The organism is Pseudomonas kairouanensis, assembly GCF_004682055.1.
GTDB lineage: Bacteria > Pseudomonadota > Gammaproteobacteria > Pseudomonadales > Pseudomonadaceae > Aquipseudomonas > Aquipseudomonas kairouanensis.
In genome coordinates this window covers 464,431-478,006 of the sequence record NZ_QUZU01000001.1, presented here as the reverse complement: position 1 = coordinate 478,006, position 13,576 = coordinate 464,431, and the positions used below count along the sequence as shown (strand labels likewise).

General features: G+C 62.1%; 16 protein-coding genes. All 16 read right to left on the bottom strand.

Annotation, left to right across the window (positions count from 1 at the left end):
- Positions 1-40: 40 nt before the first annotated feature.
- Positions 41-616 carry a phage baseplate assembly protein V gene (locus tag DYL59_RS02200; RefSeq protein WP_135287686.1) on the bottom strand — a complete coding sequence of 192 codons (576 nt, stop codon included), beginning with the start codon at positions 614-616 and terminating at the stop codon, positions 41-43.
- Complete coding sequence (locus DYL59_RS02195; protein ID WP_135287685.1) at positions 613-1,131, bottom strand: hypothetical protein; 519 nt, start codon at positions 1,129-1,131, stop codon at positions 613-615. Before DYL59_RS02195 ends, DYL59_RS02200 begins: the two co-directional genes overlap by 4 nt.
- Entirely contained in the window at positions 1,124-1,780 is a 657-nt protein-coding gene (locus DYL59_RS02190; protein ID WP_122722554.1) for a hypothetical protein, read from the bottom strand. The genes DYL59_RS02195 and DYL59_RS02190 overlap by 8 nt, the downstream gene beginning before the upstream one ends.
- Entirely contained in the window at positions 1,777-2,097 is a 321-nt protein-coding gene (locus DYL59_RS02185; RefSeq protein WP_135287684.1) for a head-tail joining protein, read from the bottom strand. The genes DYL59_RS02190 and DYL59_RS02185 overlap by 4 nt, the downstream gene beginning before the upstream one ends.
- 2 nt (positions 2,098-2,099) lie before the next feature.
- The gene (locus DYL59_RS02180) at positions 2,100-3,095 is read right to left on the bottom strand and encodes a major capsid protein (protein ID WP_135287683.1); all 996 of its coding nucleotides are present in this window, start codon (positions 3,093-3,095) and stop codon (positions 2,100-2,102) included.
- 64 nt (positions 3,096-3,159) lie between these two features.
- Positions 3,160-3,498, bottom strand: coding sequence for a head decoration protein (locus DYL59_RS02175; protein WP_135287682.1), 339 nt, complete (start codon positions 3,496-3,498; stop codon positions 3,160-3,162).
- On the bottom strand, positions 3,495-4,625 hold the full coding sequence (locus DYL59_RS02170; RefSeq protein WP_135287681.1) for a head maturation protease, ClpP-related: 1,131 nt from the start codon (positions 4,623-4,625) through the stop codon (positions 3,495-3,497). The genes DYL59_RS02175 and DYL59_RS02170 overlap by 4 nt, the downstream gene beginning before the upstream one ends.
- Positions 4,622-6,103 carry a phage portal protein gene (locus DYL59_RS02165; protein WP_135287680.1) on the bottom strand — a complete coding sequence of 494 codons (1,482 nt, stop codon included), beginning with the start codon at positions 6,101-6,103 and terminating at the stop codon, positions 4,622-4,624. Before DYL59_RS02165 ends, DYL59_RS02170 begins: the two co-directional genes overlap by 4 nt.
- Positions 6,103-6,309, bottom strand: a complete 207-nt coding sequence (locus DYL59_RS02160) for a phage head-tail joining protein (protein ID WP_135287679.1) — start codon at positions 6,307-6,309, stop codon at positions 6,103-6,105. The genes DYL59_RS02165 and DYL59_RS02160 overlap by 1 nt, the downstream gene beginning before the upstream one ends.
- Position 6,310: 1 nt before the next feature.
- On the bottom strand, positions 6,311-8,338 hold the full coding sequence (locus tag DYL59_RS02155) for a phage terminase large subunit family protein (protein ID WP_135287678.1): 2,028 nt from the start codon (positions 8,336-8,338) through the stop codon (positions 6,311-6,313).
- Positions 8,339-8,340: 2 nt separating this feature from the next.
- Positions 8,341-8,937 (bottom strand): terminase small subunit, encoded by a 597-nt coding sequence (locus tag DYL59_RS02150; RefSeq protein WP_135287677.1) that lies wholly within the window; start codon positions 8,935-8,937, stop codon positions 8,341-8,343.
- Positions 8,938-9,133: 196 nt separating this feature from the next.
- On the bottom strand, positions 9,134-9,478 hold the full coding sequence (locus tag DYL59_RS02145; protein WP_135287676.1) for a phage holin family protein: 345 nt from the start codon (positions 9,476-9,478) through the stop codon (positions 9,134-9,136).
- A 527-nt stretch (positions 9,479-10,005) separates the two neighbouring features.
- Positions 10,006-10,371 (bottom strand): PA0613 family protein, encoded by a 366-nt coding sequence (locus DYL59_RS02140; protein ID WP_135287675.1) that lies wholly within the window; start codon positions 10,369-10,371, stop codon positions 10,006-10,008.
- Entirely contained in the window at positions 10,364-12,583 is a 2,220-nt protein-coding gene (locus DYL59_RS02135) for a VapE domain-containing protein (protein ID WP_135287674.1), read from the bottom strand. The genes DYL59_RS02140 and DYL59_RS02135 overlap by 8 nt, the downstream gene beginning before the upstream one ends.
- A complete protein-coding gene (locus tag DYL59_RS02130) occupies positions 12,573-12,800 on the bottom strand; it encodes a TraR/DksA family transcriptional regulator (protein ID WP_135287673.1) in 228 nt (75 codons plus the stop codon). The genes DYL59_RS02135 and DYL59_RS02130 overlap by 11 nt, the downstream gene beginning before the upstream one ends.
- Positions 12,793-13,311 (bottom strand): phage regulatory CII family protein, encoded by a 519-nt coding sequence (locus DYL59_RS02125; RefSeq protein ID WP_167496643.1) that lies wholly within the window; start codon positions 13,309-13,311, stop codon positions 12,793-12,795. The genes DYL59_RS02130 and DYL59_RS02125 overlap by 8 nt, the downstream gene beginning before the upstream one ends.
- Between the last annotated feature and the right edge of the window lie 265 nt (positions 13,312-13,576).

Here is a 13,576-nt window from a genome sequence, read left to right as displayed (position 1 = left end):
ATGCTCCTAAAACGAAAAACCCGCACAAGGCGGGTTGGGATCAGTGTTTGTGGTTCGGCGTGTTGCCACCGACATCGATGACCTGACCGGCACTGTTGATGTCGCCGGTCGTGTTCAACGTGCCGTTGATGAGGGTTGCGCCGTCGATGGTGACGGCACCCACCAAGTTGATCTTGCCCGACACCAATCGCATGCTATCCGGAGTCATCTCCAGCGTTGTCGCGCCGACCTTGACCATGACGGTGCCCGCCGGCAAATCGATGGTGTAGCTGTGGGCCTGCCAGTCGTAGACCAGCGAACCACCGTCATCGAAACGCCAAACCTCAACGTGGTCGCGGTTGTCGGGCTGGGCACCGGCATTGCCGTACAGACCGGGAATGAAGGTGCCCATCGCAGGCTCGCCACTGGGGCTGATCAATCCGCCCTGCTCGCCCATGCTCGGCACCCGCCAATGACGCGCCTTGCCAGCGGCCAGGCTGTGCCAACGCACCCAGGCACTGACCCAGTCGCCCGACTTCACACGCACCATGGCGGTGGACAGATCCACCGCCACTACAACGCAGGGCATCACCGTCGAAGCGATCATTCTGTCGTGCTGGGCAACGGCGTAGCTCATTGCAGATCTCCCGGTTTGATCGGGCCAATGCCTGGCCCAAGGTCGATGACCAGTGAGCCCGGTGGTTCATCCGGCCACGGCCATTCCTCGGCGCCCAGGTAAACCGTCTGATCCCACTCCACCAACCAGACGAAGTAGCCGTCCAGTTCGGGCTTGGTCCAGTCCTGGGTGGAGCGCACGAACTCGGCGCAGCCGACCTCCAGGCCCCAGCTCTGCGCCCGTAGCAGTACCGCCAATTGGGACGCCAGCTGCACAGCCTGCCGTTGCGGGTCGGTGCTGATCGAATCGACGATGATCCGCGCCTCGAACTTGCAAGTCAGTGAGGTTTCACCGGTACCGAGATCCTGCGCGGGTTCCATCTCGGCCATTTCCAGCAGCACCACCGGCGTGGGAATGGTGGTGTCTGCGGACAGGTCCGGCCAGAACGACACGCCCTGAATCCCCGGCAAATGCTCCTGCAGGTGTTGCTCGATGGCCTCATACAAAAGGTCGAGGCTGAAAGGTTGATCAGACACGGGCGGTCCCCTTGAGGTACTTCTGCAGTTCAAAGTTGAGTTCTTGCTTGAGGATCTCCAGCAAGCGCTCATCGGCCTGTTTGACCCAGTTGTCGAAGTGCGGCCGCACCTGGTCAAGCGAGACCTTGGCTTTCGCCAGCGGGAAGCGGTTGTCGCTTTCCGCGATGAAGCCAGAGCTGCGACGGCCCTGCGTGCTGCCGGGGTAATCCGCCGCGTTGAAGTGCTTGCTCGACGTGCGGATCCAGATATCGGGACTGCCGCCATACACCTGCTTGAAGAACGCGCCCTGGTAACGCCGCCCCGCCACCGAAACACCGGCACGGGTTTGCCGTGCCTTGCCGATCCGGCTGGCCTCGATGGCGTTGACCCCAAACCACAACTTGCCGCGCATCGCCCCGCCGCTGACCGGGTAAGCCCGTAAGCGTTGCCGGACGGCGCCGATGGCGATGCGTTCCTGTTTGCCCACGGCACGGGCGATATGGGTACGCAGCCAACCCAACGTCTTGTTGATCGCTCGACGTTGAGCCGCAGCAGCGGCCTTGGGCACCAGCGCGCCGAACTCGCGCAAGGCCTGGGAATGCACCGCAGATGGCTGGATGTTGAGCATCCCGCTGTCGCGAGTTTGATGGACGTAGCTGCCGACGCTCATGGTCGCTTCCTTAAGATCAGAGTAACCAGGCCATTGCCGTTAGGCTCCAGCTGCAACAGGTCGTAATCACCGCCGCCATCCAAAGCCGGCAGGTCAACGGTGACCCGCAGACCTTTGCGCAGGCCGTCCGAATCCTTCACGCGGATCTCGAAGCGTGGCTCGCGCAGACCGGTGTGGACCTTGCCGAATTGCGGTTGCTTCCAGGGCGCGGAGAACATGCCCAGCACCGGTGTGTCGCGGCCTTCGATCTCGGCACTGTCACCCAAGGTTTCGAACACCACATCGTCGAGGTCGTCGATCAGATCGCGGAATGCCACGATCAGAGTTCCAGCAGGATCTGCGCCAGTGGCCGCGTGCACAGGTGCAGCGGGTTGGACTGGGCTTCACCGGCCACGCCCTTGTTGAACGGCAGCGGTTCGATCTTGCTGTAGTACGGGATGCCCTGGGTGTTGACCGTTTCCATGTAGTCGGCCGGTGCGAAGGACGAGATATACAGGTCCGGCACGCCTTCGGGGATCAGCAACGCTTTGTCGTCGTGGACGAACGAAATACCCGCCACCTTGCCGCGATAGCGCTCCCAGACGATCCCGCCAAACTCAAAGCTTTCACGGGCATCGCCACGCAGAGCTGCTGCTTGCATGGTGTTGAGGTAGGTCTCTTTGACCGACTTGTGGACGATCAGCTTGTTCCAGAAGTTCTTGCCACAAAAGGCGCGGGAGCCGCTGCTGGTGATACTGCCCAGCGCCTCCTCCTGCATGTCGAGGGCTTCGCCGGCGCGGACACGCAGTTCAGTGTCGGGATTGCCCAAGCCCATTGGCAGCTTCTTGCGAGTGACGCCAAACGTCTTGTAGATATCCAGCAGCGAGGTCTTGCCATCCGCGTCCAGGATCTGCCCGTTCAAGGCGCCCATGCGTTGGAATTCGTGAGTGGCATCCAACTGGCGGCGGGCCTTTGCCAAGCGCTTGTTAACCACATCCTGCACGGACTGCAACTCAGTGCGCGTGCCGAAGGCGCGAATACCCTGGATCTCATCAGCCTTGATGGTGAAGCGTTCCGGCAGGTGCACAGTGTTGAAAGGAATCAGCGTACGTTTGGTCGCGCCGACCACCAGACCCGAGGTGCCGCGCTCGCCTGCTGGCACCAGGACCAGGGTGTCGCCGTCCTTCTCGATCTGCACGGTGATCGTGCTGATGCCTTCCTCACGGAACAGGCCCAGGCTGCTGATGCGGCCCGGCAGGTATTCCTGGTCATTGATGGCAGCGGTCAGCGAGGAGACGCTGAACGCATCGTCTTCAAAAATGGCGATATCGGCCATGGGGGTACTCTCCAGAAACGAAAAATCCCGCACTCGGCGGGATGGATAAACAGGGGTGATCGTTTTAACGGACGATCAGGAAATGGGCGGCCAGGGCCTTCTCGGCAGCGGGGTCGAGGCCGGTCAGATGGGCCTCGCTAACCTCAGCCAATCGCACCACGGCACGACCGCGACGAACCACATCCGACTCACCCAGCGGCCCGTAGAGGATTGCGATGGCGTTTTCGGTGCCGTCCTCGGCGAGAGGGTTGTACGGGGCGAATTCACTGCTGAGCGTGACCAGCCCCAGAATCTGACCTGGCTCCAGAGCCGGCCCTGCCGCGACGTCGATTGCTTCGCGGGAAATGTTGCCAGCGCCTTCGGACAGCAGGAACTCGCCCGCGTGCATCGATTCAATTTTCATGGTCTTGCTCCTTTCGAGGTTCCGTTCTGAGCCGCCTGACGGCTGGACCAGATGGCGTGGGTGTCGACCTGTTTGGCCTTGATGGTTTTGTCTGGGTCATTGTCCAGCGGCAGGCTGTTGTTGATTTCAAAGCCACCACCGCTGCCCACCAGTTTGTCGAACAGGCGGGCACGCACTGCGGCTTCATCCAGCCCGGCCGTGATGAATTCGCCGGTCAGCTCTGGAAGGCGTGCGGCAACACAGAGGCCGTGGAGCGCTTTCGCATTGGTCAGTGCTGCCTGGATCACCGCTTCGCTTTCGAGCTTGGTAGCGGCTAGCAGCGGCTCCACCAGGTTGCTAATGCCTGCCGCAGCGCAACCCTGCGTGACCATCAGTGCCAGCTTGGCCGCATCCAGCACCGGGGCCGGATCGGGTTCCGGTGGCTCGACTTCCGGGTCTTCGTCCAACTGGGCGAGCAGTTCAGGCGGGGCATGCTGGAAACGTTGCAACACGCTGCCTTGGCCGAGGCAGGCTTTGACCTTGAGGCCGTCGCCCACCTCGTCGGCCAGGCCCAGCGTCACCGCCTCGTTGGCCGTGAGCCAGGTCTCGGCGTCGACCATGCGCCGCAGCTCGGCCTCGTCGATATCCGGCGCTTTGGATTTGTACGCCGCGATGATCGCTTCCAGGGTCTGGTCCAGCGCGTCGGCAACCTTGCGCAAGTCATCCGCATCCCCCGCTGCGTACGTCCACGGGTTGTGAATCATCAGCATGGCGTTGGCCGCGATCACCACCCGGTGTGCGCCACACACCGCGACACTGGCCGCGCTGGCAGCCAGGGCATCAATGCGCCCGGTGCAGCGCTCGCCCAGCCGGGACAGCGCGTTGTGGATCGCCAGGCCGTCGAACAACTCGCCGCCGATGCTGTTGAATGCCGCGATCACCGGCGACACGCCGTCATCCATTGCGCGCAGATCCTGCACAAACTGATTGGCAGTAACGCCCCAGGCGCCGATCTCGCCGTAGACGAAGATCTCGATGCTGCGCTGCTCGGCTTCGCCGCTGGCCTGGAAGGTGTACCAGCTCTTGTCGGCGACCTTGACCTGCTTGCCCGCCTTGTCATAAACGCGGGGCTTCGTCTTTTTGCTCATGGTAGTTCCTTGTCATCAATCGTCTCGATGGCTTCAAGAGTCGAGTAGTTAAGGCCGAGGTCCGTGGCTCTGGCGAGGTCAGCGGCGTTTTCAGAGTCGATGGTTTCCGCGTCGTAACCGTTACGCAGGCACATCTCACTGCGCGAGCCGAAGCCCGCCTGCACTTCCATCCGCCGCGCCTGTACGTCCTGCACCGGCTGGATATAGGCCCAGCCTTGCGGCACCCAGCGTGTGCGCAGGTATTCACGGCGGCGTTGCGCGTAGTCCGGTAGCACCAACGCACCGGACAACACCGCCATATCCATCCAGGCCGCGCGCACGGGACGACACAGCTGATGCACATACACGCCGAATTGCAGTTGCTCCAGGCGACGCCGGAACTCGTTGAGTACCACCCGCAGCGCCCGGTCGTTAACCTCCCGCATGTCGCCGGTGAGGATCTCGTAAGGCGTGCCCGAACCCGCCGCCGCAGCCATCAGTTGCTGACGCATGAAGTCTGGGTAGTTGTTGCCGGCGTCCGGTGGCTTGGAGAACTCCACCTCTTCGCCTGGCCCCAGCTCCTGCATGGTGCCGGGCTCCAGGGCGACCATTGGCGTGAAGCCATCACGGTCGGTGGTCAGTAGCTGCCCGGTGACAGGATCGCGTGGCGTTTGCCCGCTGTCCGGCGCCGGGCGCTTGATGAAGCCAGCGAACAGGTTCGCTACTTCCTGACGAAACAGCACCGCGTCATCGTAGTTGTCCAGGCTGCGCAGGCGCTTCAATACAGGCGCCAAACGCGGTACACCGCGCAGCTGCCCCGGCTCCATCGGTTCAAAGATATGCAGAACCTGCGCCGCCGGCACACGCACCAACTGGTTGTAACCGGCATTCAGCGACGAGGCGTCGCGTGGGTGCGACAGGTACATCCAATAGGCCACACGCTTGCCTGCCGGGTTGAACTCGATCCCGGCGCGGATCACATTGCCATTTTTGGCCGGTTCGAACTTATCGTGCGGGACAAACTCAGGGGCCAGCGCCTGCAATTGCAGCGGCACCGCCAAACCTTCGCTCGGGCTGCGTGGCCGCAACCGCACAAAACACTCACCGGCCGTTTCAACGGTGCGCGCCACCAGGGCCTGCATGCCGTAGAAGTCGGTCAGCTCATCGGCGTCGGCCTCATCCACCCAGTCGTCCCACAGCTGCTGCTTCAACTTGCGCAGTGCCGCATTGTCCGTGGTAGGTCTGGGCGTGATGCCGGTGCCGATCAGGTTGCTGACGCGCTTGTCGATGACGTTGAAGGCGTACGGGTCATTGCGCACCGCCGCCCGCGAACGCGCCCGCAGGTTGCGCAGGGCCGGGGTGTTGATGCTGTTGATGCCGTTGTCGGTGGCTTCCCAACTGGCCGAACGCCGGCCCTCCCCGGCGCCTTCGTAACTGGCCTTGATGTTCGACGGCAGCAAGAATCCATTACGGGTGAGCGTCGGATAATGTCGAGCCATTAGATTCCCTTGCCTCCGTGGGTGAGCCGAACCACGCGAGAGCGCGGCCCGGCGGCTTGGCTCAGTGAGGTGCGGATCTCGTCACGGGCCTTGAGCAGTTCGTCGATGGAGCGGTATTCCACGGTGCGGTCGGTGTAGCGCACGGTCTTTTCACCGCGTGCAATGGCGCGCTCGATGGCTTCGAGGTGCTTCGGGGTAAACGACATATCAGCGTCTCTTCAAGTAACCGCTGGTGGAGCTGCGGCGTTGTGGGGGTGCGGCGGGTCGCGGTTGGGCGACGGGGGCAGCAGCTGGTGGTGCAGCAGGAAGCGCCTGACGTGCCACGACCGGTGCCGGTGTTTCATCAACATCCACACGCTCGCCCTGCACAGGCTTGACGCCCAATGCATCGTCGAACAACCCGGACTGCGCCAGCGCTTGCCGTACCCGCTCCCAGTCATGTTCCTGGTAGCGGTTGATGCCGAGGTAATGCGCCATCGCCAAGCAGTACACCATCAGGTCGAGCGCCTCGTTGCGTTCAGCCTTGCCCTTGACCCACTCGATGCGTTTGTAGCCTTTGACGTATCGGGCGACCTTGCGCTCGGCCACGCACTGGGCGAAGAACTCGTCCGGCAGGTCGTTGGCAAAGTGCAGCGCGCCGGGGCCGTCCTCGAAGGCGTAGCGGTTGTAGATCCAGTCCTTCGCGGTGTCGGTGCCGACAAACCACAGCTCGGCGCCGCCGCGTTCGGTCTGGCCCTTCCAGGTCACGTCGACCATCGACGGCCGCTGAGCGATCACCGGTCTGCCGGGCTTGCTCGCGCCCTTGATGGCGAAGATGCTGCGCCAGCGCCGCACGCGGCAAAACTGGTAGACCTCGTCGGTGTGGTGACCACCGGAGTCGACACCCGTCGCCAGGATCGCCAAGGCCACACCGCACGGATGCCGGTAGCGAACCTTGAGCTTTTCGTCCAACACCGCCCAGGTGCGTTCATCCGCAGGGTCGCCCCAGATCACCTGGTGGTCGACTACCCAACGCTCCATGCCGACGCCGAAGCCCATCACCATCAGCTCCAGGCGGTTGGCCTGGACGTCGACGGCGCCGGTCAGCATCAGCACGCCCACCGGCATACTGCCAAGGGTGTAGGTCGCCAGCCGTGCCCGAGCGATCAACACCTCGGCCTTGGTTTGCTCTTGCGCGCTGTCCCAAACCTTGGCGAGACGGGTGTTATAGAACACCTGCATCAGACCCATGTCGCCCTTGGCCTGGGCCTTCTTGGCCTCCTCGAACTCCTCGGCCAGCGAGGCCCAGTCCTTCCAGCCAATCGGCGAGTACAGCGCGTTGAGGTGAAAGCCCACCGTCTTGCCGTCGCCGCTGCCATGGGCACGCCATTCGCCACGGGCGAGCATGTCGCTCTTGTGGTGTTCCTCGATCAGCACGTCGCACTCAGGCGCGGCGCACTGGTAGTGCACCGTGCTGTAGTCCTTGCTGTAGAGCAGCCGCTCCCACTCCAGCACCTGCATATGGCCGCAGGTCGGGCATGGCACGTAGTAGTAACGCTGGTCGCTGGACTCGAACAAGTCCGCGATCCGCGAGGCGCCCTTGATCGTCGGCGAGCTGGAGAAGTAGATCTTCGCGTTGCGGCCAAAGTTGGTTGCCCGCGTTTCTGCCAGCACGATGGGGTCACCTTCCTGGCCCACATCGTTTTCCCAGCGGTCGACCTCATCGCCGTAGATATAGCGTGCCGACAGCTCGGACAAGTTCGCCGCCGAGCCTGCCGTGGTCACGTACAGCGAGCCTCCCTCGAACTCCTTGGTGTCCATGGTGTTGCGGGCATCCCGCGAGCGGCTTGCTGCGACACGCTTTGCCAGTTCCGGAGTGGCCTTGATGGTCTTGCTGATCCGCCCGGAAACCCGCTTGGACAGGCCCAGGCTCGGCAGCAGCGCTAGGATGTTGGACGGCGCCATGTGGATCAGGCCGCCCATCCAGTTCAAGGCGATCTGGGTCTTCATCAGCTGCGAAGCCACCATGGTGATGACCCGCCGGCAAGGATGCGCCGGTGACAGGCAGCGCATGGGTTCGCGAGCGTAGGGCGTGCGGTCCGTGCGGTACTGACCGGGCTCAGGGGCACCCGTGTCTCGCGGGATGCGCATGTACTCGTCGGCCCACTCGTCGATCCAGAGGTCTGGGTCAGGACGTAGCCCACGGAAATACGACTCACGGTACGCACGGTCACCGTCAGGGAATTCCGTGTTCATAGTCAGCTCGCTGTCATCGCTCGTTCAAGGTCGGACGAGGACATGCGCTCAGCCTCTTCCAGTGATTTACGGAGTGTCGCCGTCAGGTGTTTTTCGATGTCCCAGGGGTCGGTCATGACAGCCAGCTTGTGGGACAGCTGAGGCAGCAGGCCGAACAGCTGATCGCGCAGATGGCGCCCCGCGTTGTAGGCCCCTAGCTCCACAGCATCCCTGGCAACCAGCGAGCCCTGTGCCTTGTGCAACTCGATCTCGGCCAGTTGCGCCAGGTTGTGTTCGCGCATGGCGCGAGCCTTCTGGAAGTCGTGGCCCTTACCGGAGATTGGCTGCTGCGGCGCAGCCGTGTTAGTCGGCTCGACCAGGGGGGACAGTTGGCTGTAAACGTCACGCTGGAGCCGATCTTGCTGGTGGCGAGCCGCGACAGCGGCCTTGCTCGGGTCGGCGGTTTCGAGGATCAGCGCTTCGGTTGCCAGCACGTCGACCATCTTGCCGTCCGGCGACAGCACCAGGCGGTTGTTGCCTTTGAGCCAGGTGATGTAACTCGGCGTCCTGCCGATGCGAACCGCGAAAGCGCTTTTAGACAGGAACAGTGGATCCGTCATAAGCCCTCCTTTTCAACGGCTTTTCAATGGAAACCTTTCAATTTCAATGGATTGAATTTCAGTAAGCTGGCAGCCCACCCGCTAACGCTTTCCCGCGGGTTTCATGCCCCGTGCCCCTCGAATTTCGCCAGGGTCCCCGGCGACCTTTGGGTGCTTCATTTTGGTGCAAGTCACGTATTCCGTGGCCTCCAGCCCATCACGCCCGACCATTGCCCGAGGGTGGCACGTCGCACACGCCCAACCGCTTGGCGGCCCAGCGTTCGTACAGGCCGATGGCGACATCGGCGCCGGCCATCGCGGTAAGGCAGCCGATGCTCCCCGCCGCCAGGACCGACATGCCCGAGGCGTGCAACAACATCATGGTGGAAAGCCCGCAGACCACGCAGGCCCCGGACCGCAGCAGCAAGCGGCGCACCAAGGACCAGCCGCTCACCCCTGCCTTGTCGGCCCGCCATGCCTCGCCCGAAATCCCGCCGACCAGGGACAGTACGATCACCATCCAGATCGGCATCTCAATAAGCGCTTGCTGCTCGTTCGTCATCGCCCTACCCCATAAACGCAAAAACCCGGCGCAATGGCCGGGTTCAGTGTGGTGGTGTGTCCCGCTGCTTGCGGTCGCACCTATCGAAGATGGGTACTTTTTACAGGTGGAATATCATGGCAGCAAGCAGGTTTTAATGCCATGGCGCAATACAGGTGCAATACAGGTATGACGCAGGTGCAACGCAGGGACAACGCATTCAATCGGCTATCGCTTCTGGTGCCCTGTCTGACCTGTCCCACTATTCTGGATCGAAGTAGGACAGCTACAGGCGCCTGAATACGGGGCTCTGCCCCACTGTCCTACCTTTTTTAATATTCTCTTGTGTATAGAGAGAAAGTTAAAAGCACGCGTGCGCGCCATGGGCGCGAATACGTGCCCGCTATGCTCATGTGTGCGTGGGGCGGGTGAAGGTTGGACAGTAGGACAGGTCAACAACGGCGCGGCCTGCGCCTGTCCAACTGCGCTGAATGGCAGTCGGACAAGGGCAGACAGTAGGACAGAGGCACGCGCAGTGATGCCAAGGGTCATGCAGCCTTCCCCATCAGCATGCCGTCGATTGAGACGTGGGCTTCGTGGAGGCGCCGGTAATAGGTCGGCGCACTGCAACCGCAATACAGCATCTTCTGCGAGAGGAAGCTTTCGTGGTTGCAGTAGTGCTCGCGCACGATGACGGACAGCTGCGGCGGCAAGTGCTTGTTGACGATCAGCTCGATATCGGCCGACTCATCAAGCAACACCCGACTGCCACGAGTGCCACGTATCAACTCGCCCTTGCACTCCATCAGCATGGCGATCATGTTGCCGCCGCTTGGTCCGCCTGCATTTTCCGGCACCGGCGAGTGCAGATCCTGCGCCCATAGTTTGAGCATCTCGTCGATTCGCTTAATCATCGAAGCATGGCTCCTCGATCACCGCCTGCTGCAATGCCGACGTGCGCCCCCATGTCGCGGGTTTCTGGTAGGACCAAGGCCGCACCCCACTCTTTGCCAACGCGGGCATGCGCTTTTTCCGCCAACCCAGCCGGTGCATGATCGCGCCGACACGCATCTGCTCAGGTTTGCCCCAATGGCCGAAGTCCAGCTTGAGCGCCTGCGTCAGGATCTCGTTGCCCGTGGCGGTTTCACCGAGCTGCGACTCCTCCAACCAGCTCAGGATTGGTCCCTCCCATTCGTCCACCACGAAGCGTTCGTCCTGGGCCTCAGCAAACATCCAGGACTCATCCTTGGTCACCCACCAGATATCACCCGCGTCAAAACAGAACAGCGCCTCGGCCCATAGCTGGTCGCGGATCTCGCGCAGTTGCTCCAGGTCGACCTTGTTACAGAACACCGGCCAGTAACGGCGGTTGCCCGTAGCGTCCTTGAGGTACTCCTCTTGGTTGGTGGTGCCCACGAAAACACACTGGCGTGGCACGTCGTTCGTTCTGCGGCCGTAGCTCTCGCGGTAGGTGTCGGTGGACGCGGAGAAGAACTGCTTGGCCTTGGTACTTTCGGCCTTGTTGAAGCTGTCCAACTCGCCCAGCTCGACAATCCACTTGCCGCGAATCGCCTGAAAGCTGTCCTTGTCGCCGAGGGCAAAAGGCGTGTCCATGAACCACTCGCCGCCGAGGACGCCCATCGCCGTGGACTTACCGGCGCCCTGCCCGCCTTCGAGGATCATCACCGAGTCGGCCTTGCAGCCTGGACGCATCACCCGTGAGACCGCAGAGATCAGCCAGCGCTTGCCGACCTTGGCCGAGTACTCGCTGGCATTGACGCCCAGCACGTCTGTTAGCCACGTTTCGATACGGGGCACGCGGTCCCATTCCAGCTTCTCCAGGTACTCGCGCACCGGGTGGAAGGCGTGGTCGTGGGCAACCACGCTGACCGCCTCGATCACATGGGAGGCTTTGACCCGCAGGTTGTACTGCTGCGCGAGCCACTTCATCACTCGCATGTCATCGATGTCGGCCCAATCGCCGGCACCGCCACCGAAGGGCGCAGACCGCAGCTTGACGATCTTGGAGCTGAACACGCTGTAACCGATGACACCGGCCCAGCGTTCGTCGTTGCCCAGGATCAACTCGACGTTTTGCATGTGCGCGATCAGTGAGCCGTTTTCGGTGCGTGCGAGTTGGTCTTTCCAACCACCAGCTGCAGGAGGCTTGACCACTGCCAGCACCTGACGGCGGACGGCCTCCAAACCCTCGGCGACGTGCAGGTCGTTGAAGTCGGTCCACTTGATCTCGCGCTCGCCGGAGAACACCGGGGCGACCACTTGACCGCCGACGACCAGCGCTGCGTTGGCAGCCTTCTCTTCGCCTGGGTTCCAGGCGTCACCGTTGGGGCGTTTGGTCTTCCAGTCGTCATCGCGGCAGATGATCAGGGGGCAGCCGGGGAAGCGTTCGCGCATAGCCTTGGAGACCGGCAGCAGGTTGCCCGCATCGAAGGCGATGGCGACGGTGAGCGAAGTCGCCATGTGCAGGCTTGCGCCCGTGGCGTAGCCCTCACACACCAGCACCGGCTCGCCGGGTTCAGGGTGCGGGCCGATCAGGTGGAAGGCGCCCTCTTTCGACATGCCGTAGGGCCAGTAGGCCTTGTCACGCCCGGTGTCCTCTTGCTTGGCTGGGAAGATCACCTGCAGGCCGACGATCTGGTCGCGCACGTTGCACATGGGCACTAAAAAAGCGCCGGTACGGGGCGCATAGCGAACCTTGAAGCCAACGATCTGCTTTCGATCCAGGTACGCGCTCTTGCCCTTTTCGGGCATGCGCTTGAACAGTCCCGCAGCACGGTTGGCCGCACGGCGTGATGCGTTGGCCGCGATCTCGGCGGCTCTGCGCTTGGCGTCCTCCTGCCGAGCGCGCATGACTTCACGCTCTTCGGGGCTCATGCGCCCGGCCTTGACCTTGATCTTTTGGGTATCGCCGGAGCGCCAGTCACCGAAGCTGCCGAAGATCAGCGTCTCGTTTTTTTCGGTGCGATGTTCGTGGATGACGTACCAGCCGTTTTTTTCCTTGCCCTTGTCCTGGGTGGTTTTGCAGCGGGTGAGTTTGCTGAAGGTCAGGGGTTGGGTGGGTTCGAGGCCGTAGTCGGCGAACTGATTCAATACCTCATCGAGCATGGCGGGCCTTCCTGGCTTCGTCGATGGTTTGGCAAGTCACACACTGTGTGCAGCCAGGGATAGCAACGCGGCGCTCCAATGGGATTGGCGTCTCACACCCTTCACAGAACATAAATGAATGCGGGGCAATGGCCGGTTTATTGGCATTGCGTGCGGCAAGCGCCTGATCCAGACGCTCTTGCACCAGGTCATTTGCAAAGTCAGCGATATCAGCCACGGTCCGTCCCCCGAGTTGTCTGGTTGACGTATTTGGCGCGATTGAACATCCCCAGCAGCCCCTGAATGCCGCGAAACACCTGCAGGCGAATCTCGGCCAGTTCCTGATCACTCACAACACCGTCGCCAATGCTCTTGGCCCAGGTATCAGCCAAGTCAGCCACCTGCCGGAAGTACGAGGCAATCCCGGTGGTAAGCGTTTCGGGCATATCGCTGGTATAGGTTTCCGCCAGCTCCTGCCAAGTCGTGTCGCCGACCAAGGCATGTACCGCATCGAGAATACGGCGATCCTTGGTCAGCTCCAGGATCTCGCCGAACTCTTGGATGTTGACGGTGTGTGAGGGATGGGTGGGAGACAACTTGTGCTGCAACGTAGTGGCGTTTCGACCGGTTGTGGCGGCGATTGCTGCGGCACCGCCCGGATAGTCCCGTGCGGCGTGGTACAGAGCTAATTCGAGCGTCAGAACTTCCCTTTGCGCTCGGTCAACACAGCTTAAAGCTACTCGGCTCATGGCATTAATCCTACAAAGTTGCCAGTGCCCCGCGACATGCAGTGGTGATACATTTGCCGCGTGGCTTGAAAGGGCCCAAACGCCGGCCAGATCTTAGGGATCGCAACCGGCACCGTGCCGAGGCGAACAATCCGTTGTTCACCTCTGGCGCAACAGCTGCCTAATCTGTGGTGGAAAAGGCAGCAACCCAAGACATCCGTGTCTTGGCAGCGCGATAAAGGGAGGTGGTTTGCATGTGGTGTGCCCTCCTACCTTCGTCGCGACC

What these genes read in the sequence shown, in the direction of transcription:
- DYL59_RS02200 (WP_135287686.1), bottom strand. Translation starts at nt 616, where the DNA reads ATGAGCTACGCCGTTGCCCAGCACGACAGAATGATCGCTTCGACGGTG.
- DYL59_RS02190 (WP_122722554.1), bottom strand. Translation starts at nt 1,780, where the DNA reads ATGAGCGTCGGCAGCTACGTCCATCAAACTCGCGACAGCGGGATGCTC.
- DYL59_RS02180 (WP_135287683.1), bottom strand. Translation starts at nt 3,095, where the DNA reads ATGGCCGATATCGCCATTTTTGAAGACGATGCGTTCAGCGTCTCCTCG.
- DYL59_RS02175 (WP_135287682.1), bottom strand. Translation starts at nt 3,498, where the DNA reads ATGAAAATTGAATCGATGCACGCGGGCGAGTTCCTGCTGTCCGAAGGC.
- DYL59_RS02170 (WP_135287681.1), bottom strand. Translation starts at nt 4,625, where the DNA reads ATGAGCAAAAAGACGAAGCCCCGCGTTTATGACAAGGCGGGCAAGCAG.
- DYL59_RS02165 (WP_135287680.1), bottom strand. Translation starts at nt 6,103, where the DNA reads ATGGCTCGACATTATCCGACGCTCACCCGTAATGGATTCTTGCTGCCG.
- DYL59_RS02160 (WP_135287679.1), bottom strand. Translation starts at nt 6,309, where the DNA reads ATGTCGTTTACCCCGAAGCACCTCGAAGCCATCGAGCGCGCCATTGCA.
- DYL59_RS02155 (WP_135287678.1), bottom strand. Translation starts at nt 8,338, where the DNA reads ATGAACACGGAATTCCCTGACGGTGACCGTGCGTACCGTGAGTCGTAT.
- DYL59_RS02150 (WP_135287677.1), bottom strand. Translation starts at nt 8,937, where the DNA reads ATGACGGATCCACTGTTCCTGTCTAAAAGCGCTTTCGCGGTTCGCATC.
- DYL59_RS02145 (WP_135287676.1), bottom strand. Translation starts at nt 9,478, where the DNA reads ATGACGAACGAGCAGCAAGCGCTTATTGAGATGCCGATCTGGATGGTG.
- DYL59_RS02140 (WP_135287675.1), bottom strand. Translation starts at nt 10,371, where the DNA reads ATGATTAAGCGAATCGACGAGATGCTCAAACTATGGGCGCAGGATCTG.
- DYL59_RS02135 (WP_135287674.1), bottom strand. Translation starts at nt 12,583, where the DNA reads ATGCTCGATGAGGTATTGAATCAGTTCGCCGACTACGGCCTCGAACCC.
- DYL59_RS02125 (WP_167496643.1), bottom strand. Translation starts at nt 13,311, where the DNA reads ATGAGCCGAGTAGCTTTAAGCTGTGTTGACCGAGCGCAAAGGGAAGTT.